Source organism: Rhizobium nepotum 39/7, assembly GCF_000949865.1.
Taxonomy (GTDB): domain Bacteria; phylum Pseudomonadota; class Alphaproteobacteria; order Rhizobiales; family Rhizobiaceae; genus Agrobacterium; species Agrobacterium nepotum.
In genome coordinates this window covers 1-21,394 of sequence record NZ_JWJH01000036.1, presented here as the reverse complement: position 1 = coordinate 21,394, position 21,394 = coordinate 1, and the positions used below count along the sequence as shown (strand labels likewise).

16 protein-coding genes and 1 pseudogene are annotated in these 21,394 nt (G+C 59.1%); 6 read left to right on the top strand and 11 right to left on the bottom strand.

Annotated elements, in window-relative coordinates:
* From RS75_RS23350 to RS75_RS23340, 3 genes are all read left to right on the top strand, one after another.
* A partial coding sequence (locus tag RS75_RS23350) for an ABC transporter permease (RefSeq protein ID WP_210165684.1) occupies positions 1-856 on the top strand: 856 nt, incomplete at its 5' end.
* Positions 853-2,301, top strand: a complete 1,449-nt coding sequence (locus RS75_RS23345) for an ABC transporter ATP-binding protein (RefSeq protein ID WP_052679744.1) — start codon at positions 853-855, stop codon at positions 2,299-2,301. The genes RS75_RS23350 and RS75_RS23345, both read left to right, overlap by 4 nt.
* An 83-nt stretch (positions 2,302-2,384) precedes the next feature.
* Positions 2,385-5,990, top strand: coding sequence for an ABC transporter ATP-binding protein/permease (locus tag RS75_RS23340; RefSeq protein ID WP_045024917.1), 3,606 nt, complete (start codon positions 2,385-2,387; stop codon positions 5,988-5,990).
* Here the strand turns inward: RS75_RS23340 and RS75_RS23335 are convergent.
* The 8 genes and pseudogenes from RS75_RS23335 to RS75_RS23295 all read right to left on the bottom strand — a co-directional run.
* Positions 5,990-6,199 (bottom strand): annotated as a pseudogene (locus RS75_RS23335) (HU family DNA-binding protein); the annotation flags it as partial. The gene RS75_RS23340 and the pseudogene RS75_RS23335 sit on opposite strands and share 1 nt — an antisense overlap.
* A gap of 298 nt (positions 6,200-6,497) precedes the next feature.
* On the bottom strand, positions 6,498-8,897 hold the full coding sequence (locus RS75_RS23330; protein WP_324607196.1) for a S8 family peptidase: 2,400 nt from the start codon (positions 8,895-8,897) through the stop codon (positions 6,498-6,500).
* Positions 8,898-8,999: 102 nt separating this feature from the next.
* A complete protein-coding gene (locus RS75_RS23325) occupies positions 9,000-9,986 on the bottom strand; it encodes an AAA family ATPase (protein WP_045024916.1) in 987 nt (328 codons plus the stop codon).
* A 249-nt stretch (positions 9,987-10,235) separates the two neighbouring features.
* Positions 10,236-10,829: a DUF6088 family protein gene (locus tag RS75_RS23315; protein WP_045024920.1), complete on the bottom strand. Its 594-nt coding sequence runs from the start codon at positions 10,827-10,829 to the stop codon at positions 10,236-10,238.
* A 439-nt stretch (positions 10,830-11,268) separates the two neighbouring features.
* Complete coding sequence (locus RS75_RS23310; RefSeq protein WP_045024912.1) at positions 11,269-11,853, bottom strand: RES family NAD+ phosphorylase; 585 nt, start codon at positions 11,851-11,853, stop codon at positions 11,269-11,271.
* 8 nt (positions 11,854-11,861) lie between these two features.
* A complete protein-coding gene (locus tag RS75_RS23305; protein ID WP_045024910.1) occupies positions 11,862-12,578 on the bottom strand; it encodes an antitoxin Xre/MbcA/ParS-like domain-containing protein in 717 nt (238 codons plus the stop codon).
* A 175-nt stretch (positions 12,579-12,753) separates the two neighbouring features.
* A complete protein-coding gene (locus RS75_RS23300) occupies positions 12,754-13,104 on the bottom strand; it encodes a hypothetical protein (protein ID WP_045024908.1) in 351 nt (116 codons plus the stop codon).
* 136 nt (positions 13,105-13,240) lie between these two features.
* Positions 13,241-14,350: an RHE_PE00001 family protein gene (locus RS75_RS23295; protein WP_045024906.1), complete on the bottom strand. Its 1,110-nt coding sequence runs from the start codon at positions 14,348-14,350 to the stop codon at positions 13,241-13,243.
* Positions 14,351-14,632: 282 nt separating this feature from the next.
* Here RS75_RS23295 and RS75_RS23290 point away from each other — a divergent pair, with 282 nt between their 5' ends.
* On the top strand, positions 14,633-15,574 hold the full coding sequence (locus RS75_RS23290) for a recombinase family protein (RefSeq protein WP_045024904.1): 942 nt from the start codon (positions 14,633-14,635) through the stop codon (positions 15,572-15,574).
* Between the two features lie 8 nt (positions 15,575-15,582).
* Here RS75_RS23290 and repC read toward each other — a convergent pair whose 3' ends face one another.
* From repC to repA, 3 genes are all read right to left on the bottom strand, one after another.
* On the bottom strand, positions 15,583-16,902 hold the full coding sequence (repC, locus tag RS75_RS23285; protein ID WP_045024902.1) for a plasmid replication protein RepC: 1,320 nt from the start codon (positions 16,900-16,902) through the stop codon (positions 15,583-15,585).
* A gap of 145 nt (positions 16,903-17,047) precedes the next feature.
* A complete protein-coding gene (repB, locus tag RS75_RS23280; protein ID WP_045024900.1) occupies positions 17,048-18,025 on the bottom strand; it encodes a plasmid partitioning protein RepB in 978 nt (325 codons plus the stop codon).
* Positions 18,026-18,107: 82 nt separating this feature from the next.
* Positions 18,108-19,307, bottom strand: coding sequence for a plasmid partitioning protein RepA (repA, locus tag RS75_RS23275; protein ID WP_045024897.1), 1,200 nt, complete (start codon positions 19,305-19,307; stop codon positions 18,108-18,110).
* A gap of 366 nt (positions 19,308-19,673) precedes the next feature.
* Between repA and traI the strand changes: the two genes are divergently transcribed.
* Together traI and trbB are read left to right on the top strand one after the other, a co-directional pair.
* A complete protein-coding gene (gene traI / locus RS75_RS23270; protein WP_041723972.1) occupies positions 19,674-20,309 on the top strand; it encodes an acyl-homoserine-lactone synthase in 636 nt (211 codons plus the stop codon).
* Positions 20,306-21,277: a P-type conjugative transfer ATPase TrbB gene (gene trbB, locus RS75_RS23265; RefSeq protein ID WP_045024895.1), complete on the top strand. Its 972-nt coding sequence runs from the start codon at positions 20,306-20,308 to the stop codon at positions 21,275-21,277. Before traI ends, trbB begins: the two co-directional genes overlap by 4 nt.
* Positions 21,278-21,394: the final 117 nt, after the last annotated feature.

Genomic DNA, 21,394 nt, shown 5'->3' with positions numbered 1-21,394 from the left:
GTTTTCACCGCTCGATCGATTTACCATGAGGCCCCGGCGCATGCCGCCACTGTCGATCGTGCTCTTTGGATTCATGCCTTTGGCTGTGATGCTACTGGTGGGATTGTTCGGGCCGCTCCTGCTGACGGTCGACCCCAACCGGCAGGATCTCGGTGCAGCCTATGCTTCTCCATCTGCCGAATACCTTCTGGGCGCAGACAATCTTGGTCGATCAATTGCAGCCCGGCTGATTGCGGGCACACGCGTATCACTGGGGATTGCCTTTGCCGGCGTGGTCGCCTCGCTGGCCACCGGCCTTGCGCTCGGATTTCTGGCCGCGTTCCGCACCGGCTGGACGCGGCAGGTCATCATGCGGCTGTCCGATGTGATCATCGCCTGCCCCAGTCTCCTGTTCGTGATCCTGGTCTCGGGTCTGCTGGGCGGCGGTGTCGGTCCGATCCTTTTTGGCTTGTGGATGTCGCAGTGGCCAGGCTTTGCCCGCCTTACCGCTGCGATTACCGCGCGTGAACTGGCCACCGATCATGTCGAAGCCTCCCGCCTGCTCGGATTCGGTTCGGCCTACATCTTCCGCACCCACGTGTTGCCGGCGATTGCCCCTTATCTTACGTCCTTGGGAGCCCTGACCGTCGGCGCCAATGTCCTTACGATCTCATCCGTCGGCTTCCTCGGTCTTGGCCTTCGTCCGCCAGATGCCGAATGGGGCGGGATGATCGCCAGCACGATGACCTTCTTCCGTACCTATCCCCACATGGTGCTGGCTCCGGCTGGAGCCATTCTGGTTTGCACGCTCTCGGCAACGCTGATCGGCGAATATTACAGCGCCCGCCGCCAGGGGATCGAGGAGGTCGCCTTGTGAGTACTCTTGCTATCGAACGACTGACAATCGCAACGCCCGATCGTGTCATCGTGGAAAACATCTCGCTCAGCATCGCTGCTGGCGAGATTCTCGCCGTTCTCGGGGAAACAGGCAGTGGCAAAAGTCTGATCGGCAGTGCCATCATGGGTCTCATTCCGCGCGGCGTTTCGGTCTCGGGGCGCATCATCGTCAACGGGCGCGTCTATGACGCCGCCGACCGCACAGCACTTCGATCCCTATGGGCGAAAGATCTGTTCCTGTTGCCACAGGAACCGCTCAACGCACTCGCGCCTCTCCTGAGTGCAAAGTCGCAAGTCGCAGAGCAGATTCACTCGCCACGACAATCACATGAAGCCGGCGCAGCGCTCTCGGCCATGCAACTGGATGCTGAACATCATGACAAGCGTCCATTCGAACTGTCCGGGGGCATGGCCCAGCGTGTGATGGCGGCGATCGCCTCCGTGACCAGTGCCGGTATCATTCTCGCCGATGAACCGACCAAGGGTCTCGATGCAGACCGGCGTGATGCCGTGGCCCAGGTCTTTACCGCGTTGCGGGAGAGCGGTCGCGCGATCCTCCTCATCACCCACGACATAGCGCTCGTCCGGTCGCTCGCCGATCAGATCGCCTTTCTCGATGAACGCTCGATCATAGAATCCGGGCCTGCGACCGAAATCCTAAGCGACCCCCGCACGGCCTATGCGCGTCATTACATCGCGAGCGATCCCGCAACGTGGGAACCCCGCCCCTATGCACGGTCAACGACCACGAAAGTGATCGAGACCGATCGCCTGCGCATTGGTATTGGCAAACGGGTTCTGGCGGACGATGTGAATTTTCATTGTCATGCCGGACATATTTCAGCGCTTCTGGGCAAGAGCGGTATCGGAAAGACAACCCTTGGCCGAACGCTTCTTGGTCAAACCTCTCCACTTGGGGGGATCGTCCGGCGGCCGACGGCCGAACGCGGCGGCTCCCTTCAAAAACTTCATCAGGATCCGACGCGGGTGTTTGCGCCATGGCAATCCCTCGGGCGGAGCCTCGAAGACCTGCGCCGCCTGCCAGACGGCGACCGTGGGTTCAGACAGGTTGAGGGATTAATGCAGCGCTTTGGCCTGCGGCATGACCTGCTTCATCGCCGCCCAAGCCAGATCAGCGGCGGCGAAGCGCAGCGCCTGGCACTTGTTCGCATCCTTGCGATGAGGCCGACGATGCTGATTGCCGACGAACCCACCTCGCGCCTCGATCCTCCGGTGCAGGAGCAGGTTATCCGGCACCTGCGCAAGGTCGCCGACGAGGATGAGTTGGCCATCCTGCTCATTACCCATGATCAGGACCTGAGCACGGCGATCGCGGACCGCCGTATGCTGATGGTGGCGGATGACAACGCCCCGGCGACGTTGATCGATGTCACGAGATCGAGACCGAGCACTCTTCCCACCTGACGTAATGGACATTACCTCACCCGTAGTGTAGATAGTAAACGTAGTTGTCACTACGCCCACAAACGCCTCGTTAGGACATAAACATGCATTTTGACGCGCAACTCTGGGCGGCGACGAAGGGCTTCCGTGCCCGAATCGCCGCAGCCATTGCCCTCGGATTTGTTTCGCTGGCACTCGGCATCGCAAGGTTCATTATCCTCGGCTGGCTGATCGCGCGTCTGTTCGAAGGCGCCCCACTGGCCGACCAGCTGGTTGCGATCGTCGTACTCGTGGCGGTCATCCTGTCGCGCATGGGTCTTGAATACTGGCGCGCCATGGTGGCGCACCGCACCGCCGCACTAATCCAGGACCGGGTGAGGCTCAGCCTCTTCGACCAGATCGTGCGGCTGGGACCAGCATGGCTCGCCGAGCGCCGGACGGGTAGCATCGCCCTGTCGACAATTGATGGCGTCGAACAACTTCAGGCGTTTTTCGGCCAGTTTATCCCACAGGTCGCCATCGCCTTTCTGGCGCCCGTGCTGCTGTTTGCGGTCCTGTCGTTCTGGGACGTCCCCGTCGCGGCCGTGATCTCGGTGGCCGCCATTCTCGCCTTGATCTTTCCGGTGGTCCTCAAGCGTATTGGCGAACAGTCGACGTTGCGCCGCGTTCGCTCCTTCAAAGCCTTCGGCGCGGATTTTCTCGATGCCGTGCAAGGCTTGCCAACACTCAAGGCGTTCGGCCAGAGCGCCACGTTCGGCGAGCGGCTTGCCCTGAAAGCCAACCAGTTGGCCGACAGCACGATGTTTGTCCTGCAAGCCGCCCTTATGAGCCGGGCATTCACGGACCTCGCCATCGCCGGCGGCGCAGCAGTTGCCATTGCGCTTGGCGCATGGCGCGTCAGCCACGGGGACATGAGTATCGAGGCTTTGCTGATCGTTCTGATGGCAGGGACGGAGGTGTTCCGGCCGTTGCGCGATCTGCGCTCCCTCCTCCACCGGGGCATGATGGCCAATGCAGCCGCCGTTGGCATCAAGGCGTTGCTTCAGGCAACACCACCGCGTCCCCCGCGCGAAACCTCTGCCACTCCGGATATCGAGCCGTCTATATCCTTTGAGAATGTGCGGTTCGGCTATTCGGACGAACGCGGCGCAGCCCTTAAGGGCGTGTCTTTCGACGTCAGGGCAGGTGAGCGCATTGGCATCGTCGGCTACAGCGGCTCGGGCAAATCGACCATTGTCAAGCTTTTGCTGCGATTTTACGACGCAGATGCCGGCACGATCCGCATTGGTGGGCACGATGTCACAACGCTTGCTGCCGATCACATCCGCGATCAGATCGCCGTCGTGCAACAGGACACCTATCTTTTTTACGGATCGGTCGAAGACAACATCCGCATCGCCCGTCCCGACGCGACACCGCAACAGGTGGAGGCCGCTGCGCATGCCGCCAACGCCCATCAATTTATTGCTTCGCTTCCGCAGGGCTATCGCACAATCATCGGGGAACGCGGTCTCCGACTGTCGGGCGGTCAACGACAGCGAATAGCAATTGCCCGTGCGGTCTTGAGGGACGCGCCCATCCTCGTCCTCGATGAGGCCCTCTCGTCGGTCGATGCCGAGAACGAAAGCATTATCCAGGCTGCTCTCGATGATCTTTCCAGGGAGAGGACAACCATCGTGCTGGCGCATCGCCTGTCGAGCGTGATCGATGCTGACCGTATCCTCGTGGTGTCCGATGGACTGATCGCCGACAGTGGCACGCACGCCGAACTGATCGCCCGCGACGGGCCGTACCGGAAACTCATGGCCGAACAGATCCAACTGAGCGAGAGTGACGCCCTGGTCGATTTCAACACCGTCATAGCGCCCCAAAACCAACGTTCGGCCGAGATCGTAAAAGCATCCCCGGCAAAACCTCAACTGACCGAAGGGGAAAGAATTGCCGCAGGCCTGACCTCATTCCGGACCTTGGGAACGCTGTTCAAACTGATCGGGCCATGGCGCAAGCAATTGATCCTGACCGTCACTTCCGGCGTGGGACGCGTCTATGCCTTGATCGGCGTCAGCACGCTCAGCGCTTTGACAGTGGCGGCAATCAAGACGGGCGCGCCATTTAGTGCGTATCTCATGTGGATGGCGGCACTGGTACCTCTGGCAGCGTTTCTGCAATGGAATGAATCGTGGCGCTCCCACGACATGGCCTACAGACTGCTCGCCCAGATGCGCGTCGATCTCTACTACGCCCTGGAAAAGCTTGCGCCGGCCTATCTTCTGAAGCGGCGCTCTGGCGATCTCGTTTCGCTCGGGACACAGGACGTCGAGACGGTCGAATACTTCTTCGCGCACGTCGTGGCGCCGGCGATGGTGGCGCTCCTGATACCACTGACCGTTCTGATCGCTCTCACCTTCATAGCCTGGCCGACAGCACTCGTACTGCTGCCATTCCTGGTTTATGCGGCGCTCGCACCGGTGTTCGAGCGCCGCAAGGTTGATGCCCTTGGCGGCCAGGCTCGCGCCGAACTGGGTGGCCTCAATGCCTTTGTCGTGGACACAGTGCAAGGCATGGGCGAACTCATCGCCTTTCGTGCGGTTGCTGCGCGCCGGAAGGTCTTTCACGATCAGACGGCCGACTATCAGCGCACGAGGGTGGCGCTCAATGCAGACCTGTCGTTCCAGACGGCCAGGCAGGAGGTGGTTTCCGCCCTCGGCTCTGCCGCAGTGCTGGTCACTGCGGCCTTCATGATCCATAGCCATGCGTTCGAGCCGACGCTCCTCCCGCTTGTGGCGTTGCTTTCTTCTGCGGCATTCCTGCCTGTGTCGGAACTGGCGCAGGCGGCACGACAGCTGGCAGACTCTATCGCGTCGACGCGGCGTGTCCATGCCGTTAATGTCGAGCCTATTCCGGTCGTCGATGGTCCAAATATCCTGCCCGAGACATCCGGTGGATCGGAGCTGGAATTTTCGAACGTCACCTTTTCCTACGACAAAGCCGGATCTACCGTGCTTGAGGAGGTTGATTTCAAGGTGCCAGCTGGCGCACGGATCGCACTTGTCGGCTCGTCGGGAGCTGGCAAGACCACGATCGCGAACCTGGTGCTCCGCTTCTGGGATCCTCAGCAAGGCTGTATTACGATCGACGGCCATGATCTGCGCGAAATTAAGCTCGATAGCCTTCGAGAGCATATCGCACTCGTCGCTCAGGACACATACCTGTTCAATGCGACGCTAGCCGAAAATATCCGGCTTGCTCGACCGGATGCCACTCAGGAAGATCTGGATCTGGCTATCCAGCGAGCGGCCCTCACGGATTTTGTTGCGTCTTTGCCCGCTGGACTGGAAACTCCGGTCGGAGAGCGAGGCGTTCAACTTTCCGGTGGGCAGAGACAGCGGATATCCATCGCCCGCGCATTCCTCAAAAACGCGCCGGTGCTGATCCTGGATGAGGCGACCTCGCACCTCGACGCGGCAAGCGAAGCTCATGTGCGGGCAGCACTCGACGAGCTTATGGTCAACAGGACGACCCTTATCATCGCCCACCGGCTATCGACGATCCGGGCAGCCGATCAGATTCTCGTGATGCGGGATGGGCGGATCGTCGAGCGGGGAAAACACCGTGATCTGATGAGCCTGGGTGGATTTTACGCCGAACTGATCGGCCATCAGTCCGTTGGATTGGCTCAGGTCGAATACGCAGCGCTTGCGGGTCAGTGAATGGTCGCTCCGGTTGCCGGATTGCGGCCTTCACGCTCCGGAGTGTCCTTCAGCTTGAACTTTCCAAACGACGGGATCGACGTTTCAGCGCCAGCAAGCGCCGCGTCGGTGATCTGTTTAAAGACGCTTTCGACGATCGTCTTGGCCTGCGCCTTGGTGAGGTTTTGTTCGGCTGCGATCTTGTCGGCGATTTCATTGGTGGTGGTCATATGGGGACATCCTCATGGCACCTTCGCCAGTCTGGGAAGGTTTCAGTGCGTCGTGTGCGGCCGTACCGGTGTCATCGAACAAGGCCGGATCAGCCGCCTCCACTGGCCCGGCGCCGTCGATATCTGACATGCACACGCGTGCCCGATCAGTTGGGGAAAGCCACACATCTCTCCTTCAAGGCGGTGGGGCCGGAACCCGCCCATATGAGCTGCCGAGTCGGTTGACTGACCGGAAGGCCACCTCGTCTGGGACGTACACGGTCCAATGCCCCCCCATGCGGGAGGGTCTAAGTCTCAATCAGAATTTCGGGCGCCACCTCTGGAAGGATGGGGGTGCTGATCGGGGTGTAGAGATCGACATCAGCCGCAGTTCGTAACGTTGCGACAAGCGCGTAACGAACCGCTGTATTACCCCTTCTCTGACCGGTATTCTCCCGCCACCATCCGCCAGTCGGATAGATGGCGATAGCGTCACGCTGGGAGAGCTCGACGGCGTTTCCCTCCCAGATATCCCCATGCAGCGATCCCCGATTGCGAAGAACGGGACCAAGCGTCCAGCCTGCGTCTCCCGCCGCCCTTGCCGGCGGCCTGGCCCCGGCCGCGGCATTGATGCGACGCAAAAGACATCGGGGCGCTCGTCGCCCGGTTTCAACGCAAACCGCAATCCATGCGAAGCGTAGCTGTGACGGCGTGTTTGGCCACGCTCCCCAGGATTGGGCTCAATGAAATAGCTGAGCGTGATCCGCAACTGGACCTGGGTTTCACCAAGAGCCTCGAGTTCCTCTGTTGGCCAGGGAAGCGCGTGCAGGACCATGTCCTTGGTCTCGATCTTGCTGCCCACGGTCTTGAATGGTTGCATCTCGTTCTCGATGACCATGGTGACATCGTTATCGAGACTTCCAAGGGCGCGCACCAGTGATGGAACCCCGAAACCGTAACGCCGCATCAAGGCATTCTTGTTGATCCCGCCCAGATGGGCTTTCATCGTCGGTGTCCATTCGGCCGAATGGACGATCAGCGCCCTGACCGTTTCGGGCCACAGAGTGCGACGCTGAGCCAGGATCTGCGCGCCCATCCTTGCCGCGAGCGCAGTTGCTGCGCTGGTCTCGCCGGTCGTCGTGAACGCCCGGTGCTCAGGCGTCCGATAGGTCGTCAGCAGCGCGAGATCGTCAAGGTGATCACCAATGAGCGTCGCCGGATCTACGCCCAGATTGCCACCCTCGAAGACGACATCGGGTTTGAGGGGCCAATCGTGGTTCCAAGTGACGGAGGTACGGCTACGTGGCATGAGATCGCCGACCTGGGCCATGACACCCCATCCGTTGAAGACAGGGTCGGTGATTGTCGTCTTCTCGGTAAATGCTCCGACCGTCAGCACATTCCACGCCTGGGCAGGGCTTTCGATCGGCGTGATATCGTTGCGGACGAGATAATCGTTCTGATGGATATCCTCACGAATGTTGCCGGCGGAGACTGCAATCAGGCGCGGCGCATTGTCGGCGCCATAGGCGAGTGCGTCGAGAGCTGCAGACCATGACGACGGACGGCCGCGCCAGTGATCGCCATCGCTGGTCAGGGCAAGGCAGATGGCGCGAGGCCGGTTCGGTGCGACGATTTCGGCACGGGCGATTGATTGGGCGGTGATGGCGCCGAAGAGATCGGGGTCATTTGCACCATGGTCGGGCAGAATCTTTACCGACTCCAGCCGGTGCGTCAGGATGATCTGCCCGGCTCCGGCGAGAACATCGCTCAGGTCACCATAAATGGCAACGCCGGAAAGCTGGGTCCCATGGCCGCCGTGCCCCTGATTGCTCGTGTCTTCGACGTTCCAGCCGGGATCGAATGCCTGCTGATCCACTGCTGAGAGCGCCGGGAGGATCAAAGGGTGACGTCGGGTAGAGCCTGAATCGAGAAGGCAGACGGCGGGACCGTCGCCATTGTTGGCTACGATGCGATCTGCCGTCTCCGCGGCCCAGGCGCGTTGCTCGGCGCCGTCCATTTCCATAAAGAAGGCGGGTGTATCACGAGCGGTTCTGAGCTCTGCGATCGTGTCGGTGTGCGCAATGATCCGCCCGAGGGTTTCGGCGCTCGCGTGGACGATCAACACCTCCCGCTCCGGAAACTGCAGGGCGTGTTCACGCACCGGCAGCTCCAGTCGCTCAGCCGCAGCCGCAAAGGTGTCTCTGGTCCCGAGACGCAGCCAGACCTCCCACCAGATGGCCGTACCGGGCACCGGAAAGAACGCCTCGTCATCCGTATAGAGGGATCTGGCCACCGCAAGGCGCGCGGTCTCAAGCGAGGCTACGAGCACTTCATTCTTGGGTCCGTTGTTTTTTTCGACGATCTCACCGTCGACCTCGATCCGTTGGATCCGGTCCTGGTCGCGATATTCGGCCACCTTCTTGAGGTAATAATCGCGCTGGCGTTCGGGGACGAAGACAGTGGCGGCGATTGAGTTCCCTCCCTCTCCTAACGGGCGAACGCTAACAAGTTCGATCGGAAACTTGCCCTGCCGGTTTTCGAGCTTATCGACGATCTCGCTCTGGGATGAAGGGAGTTCGAACTCAAGATAGAAACCTGGCGTTCCACCCGCAAGGTCGGGCTCGCGAGCTCTCAATTGCGCTTCCGCGTCTGCCACCGCGCGGGTAAGGGCTTCTGTCAGCTTTACAGCATGCTGAGCCCTATCGCGCGCCGGCACGGTTGTGCCGCCACCTCCGCCTCTGGCGGTGTAGTCCTGGATGTTCCCGTGACCGGGCAAATAAACGTGTGGGAGTGGACGCGGTGGTTCTTCTGCCATCGATTATTGCGACGCCGCTCCTTTGCGTTCGGCTATCGCGAGGGACAGATCGTTCTGGGTGATGCGGTCCCGGTCGGACAGGACGACGAGTTTCGCGGCATCGGTCGCAGCGCGGGCAATCTCGGCCTGGCTCAAACCGGCAGCATCTGTAACCGCTTTTGTCCAGTCGATATCCCGGGTGTCGAAGCTGGAAAGGCGCGCCTGCAAAATCCCGGTCGCGACCTCAACGCTCGGCAATGCATACTCGATGACGTCATCGAACCGCCGAAAGAGCGCTGGATCGAGCAATTCCGGGTGATTGGTCGCCGCCACCACCAGACCGTCACTCTCATCCTCTTCCAGGAACTGAAGGAATGAATTGAGGACACGCCGGATCTCGCCCACGTCATTGCGTTCCGCGCGCTTCGCGCCGATGGCATCGAACTCGTCGAAGAAGTAGACGCCTTTGGTTTCAGCCATCGCCGAGAACACCAGCCGCAACTTCGAGGCGGTCTCCCCCATAAACTTCGTCATCAAGCCATCGAGCTGAACGGTGAACAACGGCGTATGGAGTTCCCCGGCGAGCGCAGCCGCGGTCATTGTCTTTCCGGATCCGGGGGGACCGATGAGCAACAGTTTGCGACGTGGGGCCAGCCCATGGCTGCGAAGCTTATGCTGTTGTCGCTGCTCGAGAATGACTCGTTTCAAACGAGCTTCGAGCGCCGCAGGCAGGATCATGCTTGACAGCCGAACGTCAGTATAGCGAACTGCAACGAGGTTTACGAGGTCACCGCGTGGCTGCGCAATAGGAACAGGGGCTTTCTTGCGCCCGGAGGTACGATCCTTGTTGGCGCGCGCGGCATCGACAAGTTCGCGGAGTTGCACAGCCACCTTTCCATGACCCCTGCGGGCCTCACTTGCTGCGGCCTGCAATGCAATCGTCAGGAACTGCTCGTCGTCGCCTTCGACGTGGCTCTTCAGCAGCGAGATCAACTGCTGCGCCGTGGTCATGACGACTGAGCTCGGTTCATAGATCGAGCTCCTTCTGATTGAATGGTCCACATTTGCGTCATCGTGTTCCTCTCGCGGTGACTTTTGGGCACTTTCGAGAGATAGACGCCTCTCCCCAAGAACTGGTTAAAATCCAGTTTATTGATCGCCATAGAGAAAAGCAATTTGAACGAAGCAACAGTTCCCAACATTTGAGACTGCAACGAGAACAAATTCTTTCCCATCAGCTTGATGGACACATTCGCATAGTTATCCATCTACCTCACTCGGCATTGCGTTAGCGATAGAGACGAGCGTCGGCCGCATCCATGCGGGGGCCTGGATCGCATTGGATGCAAGCGTTTTCTTGTCACTGACCGACAACCAACGGACGGCAACGTGCACAACGTCGGCGGCACGTGATGCTCCAACGTGACGAAGAGCCTGGACGACGGTACCTGCAGCACTGCCCGGAGCAATAAGGTGCTTGGGCGAAGCGTGACGCAGATCGACCACGCGCTTACCGAGTACGACACGGCGGGAGGGGCCATTAGTCAGATAGGTGCTCTTTGCCGGAACCTGCGTTGAAAGGCCAAGGGCATTCGCCGCGCGCGCGCCGGCAATTTGCACCTGAGATCCGGTCTCCCGTGCCAACGCTTTCGCGACATCGTCAGGGGTCGGCGAAAGGGGCCCAAGTTGCGGATGAACCTTTGGGAAGTCGTACAAGCCTCGCGTCAGGCGCCGAAGCTTTCCACTCTTTGCCAACCGGGAAAGGGCTTGGTCGACAGTCGATCGCGCGGCCACGTCCAGGAAATCACTCGGCGTGAAGACACTGCCGCGCCCGCCGACAAGGGCACGCTTCATAATTACGTCTGGAACTGATATGGCGAGGGGTTTCATGTGTCAGAAATTAGGCTATATTTTTCTGACATTCAAGAGCGCACTTCATGTTCGAACAATATGAGTAGATCCAAGGCGACCATTCACACGTTCGTCGTTCAGTCTACTACCGGCACGGCTCTGCTATCTTACATACGAACGCAATGCCTTGAGCGCAGCGGAAATATTCCGGTTCTTTGGATAACACAGCATGAACCCCGGATGGGGGGCGACCCGGCCTTCCAGGACTGAAATCAGACTGCCGTCGTCCAGAAAAGGTTTCGAAATTGGCTCTATGCCATAGCCTAGCCGACGGTCAGCAACGAGCGGATGATGGCGGCATGTGTCGCTGGCAGCGTTTTCGTGCCATTCAACGCCCTAAAGCGCCCCGAGAAGTTTTCGGACGTGACTGTAACGGACATGCCTACCGCCCAGCCCGGATCGACACCCCGATAGACCGCAGGGCGGGTATCAGGTCGGCTTGACGAACCAACTCGACCACCGGAGAGGCGACAAGTTTCGCAGCGACAGCCCGATCGTAGACCGCCACGCAATCTGCCGCCGTGAGGCGGGAGGAATAGAGCAATCCATCGACTGCATAGGATCGAAAGATCGACTCGCTCAGTCTCTGCCCTTCCTGATGCTCCTTGCCGCGGGCCGCGTCCGTGCTGACGCCCAACCTCAGGAGGCCGGTCGTGCGCAGGTCGAGAAGAATGAGAGCATCCGTGGCCGTCACCTCAGTGACCGACCAGTCCTCGATTTCGCTCTCATCCAGCACTCGCTCCTGGGTCCCCTCGAAGCGGTCGCGGACAATCGTCTCTGCGATCGCGGTCGCGAGATCATATGCGGCATAAAGCAGTCGGAACATCTGGTTGGGACTTGAGAACCGCGATTGACCGAAACCCATACCGAGCGGGGTCGACATGTGGGCTACAGGGATGATGCGGAGATAGGATTGCGGGAGAAACGCAAGCGCGAGCTCCCGAACCGTTTGGGGATCAAGTTTCACGATTCAGCTCAACCAAAATCGCGCTCGGCTGCATCCAGAACCTCGTCAAGATTGCCCATCTTGAGATTGTCGAGCGGCGTTCCGCCAATACTCGGCTTTGGCTGGATCAGCCATTGCCACGCCACACGCGGATTGCGGATGATTTTGGTGACCTGAGGCATGCCCTCGACCGGCCGGCCATCGACAAACTGAGCCAGGGGAAAGACATGCTTTCGCTCGCCCTTGAGCAGACCGACGACAGCTCCGCGCTTGTGCCAGTCGTGCAAGGTCGATCGCTTCGTGCCGAACTTCTTCTCGATATCGCCCGGACCGGCGACCGGACCGGCCCAGTCTTCGATGCGGGTCGGCGTCGCAAATTCGTCGAGCCTGCGGCGCCCTTCCTCCATGTCTACCGATTGCCCCAGACCAGCACCTCGGCTGACCTCCACAGGCTTTTCGACCGATACCTCCGCGAGTACATGACCTGGCTTCGCAGCCAGTTCGGCGACGGCGGCTTCCACAATATGGGCGAGTTCCGTTTCATCGTCGGCAATCCGATGCTGTTGCTCGACAGAAAGGCGCGCTGCTGCCGCGGAGACCACGGCCATGACCTTGCCAGTCGCTGCAAGCGCCGGCTTTGAAAGGCCTGGATTGTGTCGGGCCAGAACCTTGAGAACATCGGCGACCGCAGCCGGATTGACTTCTAGCTTTGCGCGCATCTGCGATTTACGGGTGACGGCAACCATCTTCGTCTTCCTTCTTGATTACAACAAAGATAGTGCAAATTGTCCGGTTTGTCCAGATTGTTTCCCAAAGGTCGCATCGTAGAGCGGAACTATAAGGCTTTCTATTGCGTCCCGCCGACACGGCCGCAACATTCGACTCGAATTCGTCCGTGCCTATAGGGGAGCGGGCTACCACCTACTTTCGGAGAGGGATAAAAGGGGATGGCAACAGCGTCCCTTCCGGCAAATCTGCAACATCCTTCATGACCCGTTTGAGGCGATCGATTGTGAAAGCCTTGTCCGCAAACCATAGCTCAATTTCGGTGGGGTCAAGCGTATCGATGAAAGCAGACGTTGGCACTTTGCAGCCGGATTTCCGAATAGTCCGGATATTGTGCTGATAACGACGGATACGCTCCTCCAGGGGAAGATCGGGGCCATGCTTCAGCAGCTTGTCTTTCGGCCATGTCGGCATTGGATTGGCATCCTTATACGGAAATGGGCCGAAGCCCATCATCGCGACGCAAACGGCAATCAACCATTGCATGATCGTCGTTGCCCGTTGGGCACAAGTCAAGTCAAATACACCGCGGGCATAGAAACGAGCAGTTTATGCAGTTCGCTCGGATACCGGATCCATGTTCGATGCGAAGTGACAGCAAGCATAGCCTCTATCTCATCCTTTAAATTACACCCCATGCACGGAAGCTTCCTCTCCCCGTCACTTCCCGAACGCCGAGTTCGGCGACCAGATCGAGCGCCGCACGATGGCTCACCTTCAATTCCTTGACTATCATCGACGAGGACACGATCGGCCGCGCCATCAGCAAGTCCACAACGAGCGGCAAACTGCTGGACGAGCGCTTTCCCTTCAGTTTGCGCTCGAGGTGCTCCCTCGCCTGTCCCAGCCGAATGGCTTCCTTCATGGCAAGTTCAGCGCTGCTCGCCATCGCATCCAGCCCGGCGAGCACTCGTGATATTCGTTTCGGCGATCGCCGCCGTTCCCGAGGTACACCCTTCAGACCAGAGCAGAAGCAGAACAGGTGCGAAGATACCTTTCCGCGCACCCGAAAATAGGAACTCACAAGTTGGGCACCAAGCCAATGCTGCCGCTGCAATGGCTCCATGCATTCCCATGCGTCCCATATAACTGCGGCCGCCAACGTGGTTGGCAAGGCGTCGGCCTCAGCCAGAGCCGCTCTCCAATCCGAAAGGCGCCCTTCCTCGTTCCAACCCGGATCCCGGACAATGAGCTCACCGACCATCAAGGGATCCGCCTTGCGGCCCTCGCCCGTTGCCACCGCTTCGAGCACACGGGCGGATCGATTAAGGACCGCATCGATTTCGGCCATCTCCGCCGCAAAACCGTTCTCGTCTTCGTTCAATGCCAGTTCGATGGACAATGGCGAGCTCCCTTCGCCTACCACATCTCGTTCCGTAGAGTCCTCTGACCGCCCCGCGAGGCTTACGACCCCAGCCCTGCTCGTCGCCCAGCCAGGGTCAGCGCTTGCGATGCGCCGCCGCGCCCTCAAGATTGAATGTGCGATTGTGACTTCATGGGTCGGGGTGCGCACATCCCGATTTGCGTCGTGGAGAACGAGATCCTCGAGATGGACAAGCTCGCCGGCGACCCACATGCTGGCGGCCGCCTCGATGAAGTGCGACCTTTCGGTAAAGCCCTGCCTGACGGGGCTGCGACGAACAATTTCGTCGAGACGCGCGAGCTGATCTTCCGCCCTTGCGATGGCCGGAAGCAGCGCCGCCAGTGGCAAATCACCGATTTCATATCTCATTGTTTTAACGCATCTATTTAGCCAATCATGAAGCTATAATAGCATACACTTCAATCATAGCAGATACTTTTTCTCGCGCGCGTACTAGATAGAGTTGCCAGGGCGTTCGAACTGTACAGGATCAGCGCCGACGGACGTGACATCGACGAAAACCGTTCTTTTCCAGCCTCTTGCGTCGAACTTCCCGAGGTTTCAATGCATCAAGAGACGTTTACAAATGATCGTTTATCCTTATCCTCTACGTTTGGAAAAGCGCCCTTCAACACTCCTCAGGCACTACAAATGGCTGCTAACACCAAGAACAGGGCTTCCCGTCGACCACAGGGCCGGCTGATCGGCTATGCACGCGTCTCTACGGACGAGCAGGCGACGGAAGCCCAGGAAATCGACTTGCGATCGGCGGGGTGCGATATGATCGTCCAAGAACACGGATCCGGCGCCTCGCGTGCCCGCCCTGCTCTCTCCAAACTGCTTCGGGAGATTAGCGCTGGTGACACGCTTGTTGTGGTACGACTTGACCGCCTGGCGCGCTCGGTCAGTCATCTGCTCGAGGTGATCGAGGATCTGACGGCGAAGGGCGCGCATTTCCGGTCGCTGCGCGATCCTATCGACACGTCGACGCCGCAGGGAATGTTTTCCCTCCAGGTTCTCGGCGCCGTGGCGCAGCTCGAACGCGCGCTCATTTCCGAACGAACAAAGGCAGGCATTCGGGCAGCCAAGTCCAAGGGAAAGCTTCCCGGCAACCCGGGCATCCGGGAAAAACGCCCCGAGGTGTTGGCCAGGATGACCGCGGCCCAGAAAGCCGCATATGGCGATCGCATCCAGGCTTCCGCGAACCAATGGCTTCCGACCGTCCGGCGCATGCGACCGGATCACACATGGGACGACATCGCACGAGTGCTCAAGCAGCGCGGCCTCGAATGGACGCCAGAACGTCTTCGCCGAGCCGTGAAGTGGATGGTGTCTGAACGCATGGCGGATCCAGCGCTGCTGAAAAAATCTCCGCCCCGTCTTCCCGAAGACCGCCTGATGACGCTTGTGGCTGGCATCCATTCTTCGAACCCGGACCTCAAGCTCCGTGAGATCGCCGTCCAGCTTGAAAGATTGCACGAACGTACGCCGCGCGGTGGATCCAAATGGTCGCCCTCGTCCGTCAAGAACCTGATCGATCGCGCCCGACGTTCTGGGTTGATTGCTGACCTCGACATGACCGCTGCTGAGTAGCGAGAGGGTCACCACGATTTCGGCTTCCGCAGGCTTTTCAGCAGCGATTCCGATACGTGGAGGTGGCTATCGTTCTCCGCGTCCTCGTCGGTTCGCCGCTTTCCAACGCTGGCTGGATTCTGCTGCTCGTCCAGCTTCGCCCGGAGCAACGCCATAACCATCGGCCAGGTTGAAAACTTTCCGTCCTTGGCCCGATCGGTCAGGCTGCGCAGATAGCCCCCGGCGTTATTGATTTGACCGGCCCGCTGATAGATCGACGCCACCGTGATCGCCGCGTGTTGCTCACCCATGGTTTCGCGGGCCTCCCGCCAAGCGCTCCGGCTAATCCCCAGCATTGGCCGAGCAAGCTCAGCCGCCGCCAGCAAGTCGCGCCAGTGCCGGATTGTCCCACCTTGGGCCAGTTCCCGCATTTCGGGGCAGGCATCCAACACTATCCCCAAAGGCAGCTCGCGTTTCGGCAAGCTCCGCACGTTGTCGGTTTCCGCAACGCTGCCGCCCACTTCATCTTTTTTTCCAAAGCCGTATTCAGATTCAAATTTAGAGTCTGGTTTTGAACTCTGTATGTGGCGACCGATATGGGACTCATTGGCGTCCAGTTTCATTGCTTTTGCAAATGATTCCAATACGTCACGTATCTCGGTCCAGAGATCCTGAAGTTCGTGACCAATACTCTCGACAAGGTGACGGGGTGCAGAGCGCGGCAAGCGGCCGATGATCCCCTGATAGGTCTGTGTAACTCTTCCCCAGTCTCCGGGAACGCCTTCTTCGACGCCAGTCTCGATCATTTTGACGATGTCGCGGCGAAGCAGAGTCAGCTGCTCCTTGGCGACCCGGAATGCCTTCTTTTCAGCTTGCACTGCCTGGGCGAGATCTCGGAACTCCTCGGCCCGTGCGACGATGGGCGACAGATCGAAGCCATAGGCCTGCTCCACCTCCCCTCCCCGTCCTTTGCGGGCGAACCGCTTGCCGTTGGGGCTGTCGCGACGGATGATGAGCCCGCAATCAACCAAGACGGCAAGATGCCGGCGCAGTGTCGTGGCGGGCATACCATTGGCGCGAGCCATCAGTTGTTCGTTAGACGGCCACACCACCAGCTCGCCGCCGCCGCTCAAGGCAGTCTCGGGATGAAACGTCAGCAGCGCATTCAGGATTGAGAGGGAGCGGTCCGTCGCTCCAATTAGTTCCCGGGATTCACGGATGTGCTGGAACACCTGCCACTTGTGGGCGACAGCGTCTGGCGCGGCCGATTTTGCGGCCATCTGGCTTGCGATATGGCCGAGTGTCATCGGCCGCCGCCCAAAAGGCGTCGTTACGTTTACAGCAGTCATTGTCTTCACCTTTCAAAAGGCAAAGCAAAAGCGCCTGTCGAAGCGACAGTTATGTCTTGACTGCGATTCCGGGAAATGCGATTCTCTTAGTGACCAAACTGAGAGAGGCCTTTCGGAACGCTGTTTCGGAGGGCTTTTTCTTTGCTCAGTTGCTCCCTTCTTCGCCGTTGGTGCCGTTGCGGGCATTCATGTAGGATCGATAGAGTTCAGGTAGCATCGTCATCACATAGCTGCCGAACTCAGGCGCCGCGTGCTTGTCGATGATCAACGTAAGAGACTTGTCGTCGTCTCTGACCTTTGCTGCTTTTACCCCATCGTCCGCCGTCCACACGCGAGCGCGCGGCGCGGCCTTCTTCGCTGGCGCGAGTTCTTCAAACACGCGCACGAACCTTTCGTCCGAAGACTTTTCCTTCAGCGGCCCCTGCAGTTGTGCGCGGATTTTTTCCAGAACACCCTTCCGCTCAATACGGCTCGCAAGTTCGACCCAGCGATCGCGCCCCGCTTTAGGCGCCGGGCCAATCATTCGAATAACGTCGGCTGGTATACGGGCAGCTGTGGATATCAGGTGTGAGACAGCGGCTTTGTCCGCCCCCAGGGCGGCCATAATCAACTGCCTCGAGTATCCTCGGCTCTCCAATTCAGCCGAATACAGGGCCTTCTCGATGTATGATAAATCCTTCCTCGCACTATTTTCCTGCCCCTGCGCAAGAATAAGCTCTTCGTCAGTCATCTGCCGAACGGCAGCCTTAACCAGTCGCCCGGCGGCTTTCACCGCGCGCAGTCGCCGACGGCCATAAGCGATCTGGTACCGCCCTTCGGTCCGTGGATGCGGTCGCACTAAAATAGGCACTTGTTGCCCATGTTCTTTGATCTGCGCCGCGAATTCCTCGAAGTGTTCTTCGCTTTCATCAAGGCGATCGGTAATATCCGGTGCGTCGATCAGATCAGGGTCAATCTCGCTGATGGATTGTGATTTCAGCATTTCGATTGATCGAGAAACCGCACCGATTGCTCCTCGGGCACCAAAGGCGCTCTGCTCAGGCAATGGAGGCGTTTCGGACGGAGAGTTGTCGGCCGACAACTTAGTAGGAACTAGATCCGATAAAAGGTGTTTGCGAGCCATTAGACGGCTCCTTTCCGGGAAAACTCACTGGGCATCAGCCTGGAAGTTGTCGCCCGACAACTTTCTATTTTCGTCGACCGCTTCATGACGGTCTTCCCCATGCCGTGTGAACCAACTGTTCAATCTCAGAGTTGACGTTCTCAAGAGCTTCCATCGCCCGGTCGTAGGTAGCGCGCGTGAACTGATCACGGCTGACCTCATAGAGCGTCTGTTTCGTGATCCCCGCGTCGGAGATCGCCGTGCTCTTCAACATCGGATGATTGAGAACGTGGTCTCCAAACATCGTCCTCATGAAGGACACCATCTGATTCTGCGGCCCGTCGCCTGGCTCATAGCGCGTGACGAGATAGCGCATCCAATCGTAATTCATGCTTCCACCGGCGTCGGCAACAACGCTGAGCAATTCGGATGTCATCAGGAGAAACTGGCACATCGACATGACGTCAAGCATTTGAGGATGAACGGTTACCAACACAGCAGTCGCAGCGCAGAGTGCCGAAATCGTCAAAAAGCCCAGTTGGGGAGGGCAGTCGACCACAACAACATCATAGCTGTCGGCGACGGAGGAAATGGCTTCATCCATCCGTGTGAAGAAGATGTTTTTCCGATCATTGGAGCCAAGAACTTTCGCCGTGTCGTGCTCGAACTCCATGAGCTCAAGATTGCCGGGGACCAAATCGAGGTTGGTAAAGTAGGTCTTCTTGATGACGTCCTTTAGCGGGCGGCGTTCGTCATCATACCGCATTGCGCCATAAAGAGTTTCGTTGTCCTTGACGTCGAACTCGGGCTGAAAGCCATGCAGCGCCGACATACTGGCCTGTGGATCTAGATCGATCGCAAGAACACGGTAGCCGTTCAACGCAAGATACTGAGCAAGGTGTGCTGCTGTCGTTGTCTTACCGCTACCACCCTTAAAATTGACGACGGTGATGACTTGCAAATGCTCCTTGCCCGAGCGCTTGGGTGAGTAGCGCCGGTCGTTCTTTCCGTTTTGATCGAGATATTCGCGGAGGGCCTGGATTGTCTCTATGGTGTAAGAGCGGCGATTGTTGTTTCCGATCTCGGGCTGCGGACCTTTTCCTTCAATAGAGAGATGGCGAAGGTAGCCGTCATTGACACCAATAAGTTTCGCGGCTTCCGTCGACGAGAAAGAGCGCAAGGTTTTACGCGCTTCCGGCGGATACAGCTTCACACGATGCTCATGCAAGGCCCCGGAGAGGTCTCGCGCATGGGCGCCGATCAGTTTATGAATAGCCTTCTGAAGCTGAGCCGGATTTTCCACGACTTCCTCTCGTACACACGGTAATTTTCGTAAACACACCTATTTGCCGTGGATAGGTCAACCGATTCCGCCGTGTTTTGCAAGGTATTTAAAGTTAACCAATGGTTAACGCATTTTCGGTGACCTGACATTGTATGCGGATTCATCGTGTCTATTCCATAGGTTAGGTGAAATTGCGTAGTTCCGGATGGTTGCCTTGAAGTGCAGATTTGCACATCCGGTGCTAGCTTTTGACAACTCCAACCAGTCGCATTTCGCGACCTGGAACTAAGACTCAGTAGAATCACCTGAGGTGCAGATCTGCACGTAGGCACACGCGTCGCGAGATGATTTCTGTCCGCATGACCTGTTCATGCGGAGATCATGATGCGGATACTGACAGTCTCGCCGGACCAATACGAACGAAATCGAAGCTTCCTCAAACAAATGCACCGTCTTCGCGCGACGGTGTTCGGCGGCCGCCTGGAATGGGAAGTCTCCATTACAGAAGGGGAAGAGCGCGACCAGTACGATGGTTACAAGCCGACCTACCTACTGGCGATTACCGATAGTGGACTTGTCGCAGGCTGCGCCCGTCTTCTTCCGGCTTTCGGCCCTACGATGCTGGAGCAGACTTTCCCCCAGCTCCTCGAAACGGGTTCGCTCGTCGCGCATTCCGGGATGGTCGAGAGCTCGCGCTTCTGTGTCGATACCGCGCTTGTCTCGCGGAGGGATGCAAGCCAGTTGCATGTCGCTACGCTCACCCTGTTCGCCGGCATCATCGAATGGTCTATGGCCAATGGCTATAACGAGATCGTCACGGCGACCGATCTTCGCTTCGAGCGTATCCTGAAGCGGGCGGGCTGGCCTATGCAACGGCTCGGCCAACCGGCCGCAATCAGCAACACCATCGCCATTGCGGGAAGTCTGCGGGCCGATCGTGCCAGCTTCGAGCAGGTTTGCCCTCCAGGCTATTATTCCATCCCCCGGATCGACGTGGCAGCGATCAGGAGTGCCGCGTGACCCAGCTGCGCTCCCATTCGCGTCTGGTACGCAAACTCCAGGACGCCCTCGGCGACCAGCTCTGCGTCGCCCTGGATGATGCGACAGTGGTCGAGATCATGCTCAACCCCGATGGCAAGCTCTTCATCGAGCGCCTGGGTCATGGGGTTGCCCCCGCAGGCGAACTCAGCCCCGCCGCGGCGGAAGTGATCATTGGCAGCGTCGCCCACGCACTGCAATCCGAGGCCGACGAAGAGCAACCGATCATCTCCGGCGAACTCCCGATCGGCGGCCACCGCTTCGAGGGCTTGCTGCCGCCGATCGTTTCCGGACCGAGCTTCACGATCCGGCGTCGCGCGTCGCGCCTGATCCCGCTCGACGATTATGTGAAGCACAAGATCATGACGGAGGCGCAGGCCTCGGTTCTGCGCAGCGCGATTGCGTCTCGCATGAACATCGTGATTTCCGGTGGCACGGGCTCGGGAAAGACGACGCTCGCCAATGCAGTCATTGCCGAAATCGTCGCCAATGCGCCGGACGACAGGATCGTCATTCTGGAGGACACCGCCGAGATCCAGTGCGCGGCTGAGAACGCCGTTGCGCTCCACACAAGCGACACAATCGATATGGCTCGGCTTCTCAAGAGCACGATGCGCTTGCGGCCCGATCGCATCATCGTTGGCGAGGTCCGCGACGGGGCGGCGCTCACGCTGCTCAAGGCATGGAACACCGGGCACCCGGGCGGGGTCACCACCATCCATTCGAACACAGCGATGTCGGCTCTTCGCCGGCTCGAGCAACTGACCGCGGAAGCGAGCCAGCAGCCCATGCAGGAGGTGATTGGCGAAGCTGTCGATCTGATCGTCTCGATCGAACGAACGGGGAAGGGGAGGCGGGTCCGCGAAGTCATCCACATCGAGGGTTTCGCAAACTCCCGTTACCAGACCGAACACTACGCCCAAATCGATGAGGATAGCCATGTCGCGTAAGACCCAAATCACCATTGCGCTTGCAGCAATGGCCGCCTTCTCCTGGATCAGCGTTTCCAATCCGGCGTTCGCCTCTTCGGGCGGGGGTGGGTTGCCGTGGGAATCTCCCCTGCAACA

Excerpts from the sequence above, each read along its gene's own strand:
- RS75_RS23340 (WP_045024917.1), top strand. The coding sequence starts at position 2,385 with ATGCATTTTGACGCGCAACTCTGGGCGGCGACGAAGGGCTTCCGTGCC.
- RS75_RS23325 (WP_045024916.1), bottom strand. The coding sequence starts at position 9,986 with ATGACCACGGCGCAGCAGTTGATCTCGCTGCTGAAGAGCCACGTCGAA.
- RS75_RS23315 (WP_045024920.1), bottom strand. The coding sequence starts at position 10,829 with ATGAAGCGTGCCCTTGTCGGCGGGCGCGGCAGTGTCTTCACGCCGAGT.
- RS75_RS23305 (WP_045024910.1), bottom strand. The coding sequence starts at position 12,578 with ATGGTTGCCGTCACCCGTAAATCGCAGATGCGCGCAAAGCTAGAAGTC.
- RS75_RS23300 (WP_045024908.1), bottom strand. The coding sequence starts at position 13,104 with ATGCAATGGTTGATTGCCGTTTGCGTCGCGATGATGGGCTTCGGCCCA.
- RS75_RS23295 (WP_045024906.1), bottom strand. The coding sequence starts at position 14,350 with ATGAGATATGAAATCGGTGATTTGCCACTGGCGGCGCTGCTTCCGGCC.
- RS75_RS23290 (WP_045024904.1), top strand. The coding sequence starts at position 14,633 with ATGGCTGCTAACACCAAGAACAGGGCTTCCCGTCGACCACAGGGCCGG.
- repC (WP_045024902.1), bottom strand. The coding sequence starts at position 16,902 with ATGACTGCTGTAAACGTAACGACGCCTTTTGGGCGGCGGCCGATGACA.
- repB (WP_045024900.1), bottom strand. The coding sequence starts at position 18,025 with ATGGCTCGCAAACACCTTTTATCGGATCTAGTTCCTACTAAGTTGTCG.
- traI (WP_041723972.1), top strand. The coding sequence starts at position 19,674 with ATGCGGATACTGACAGTCTCGCCGGACCAATACGAACGAAATCGAAGC.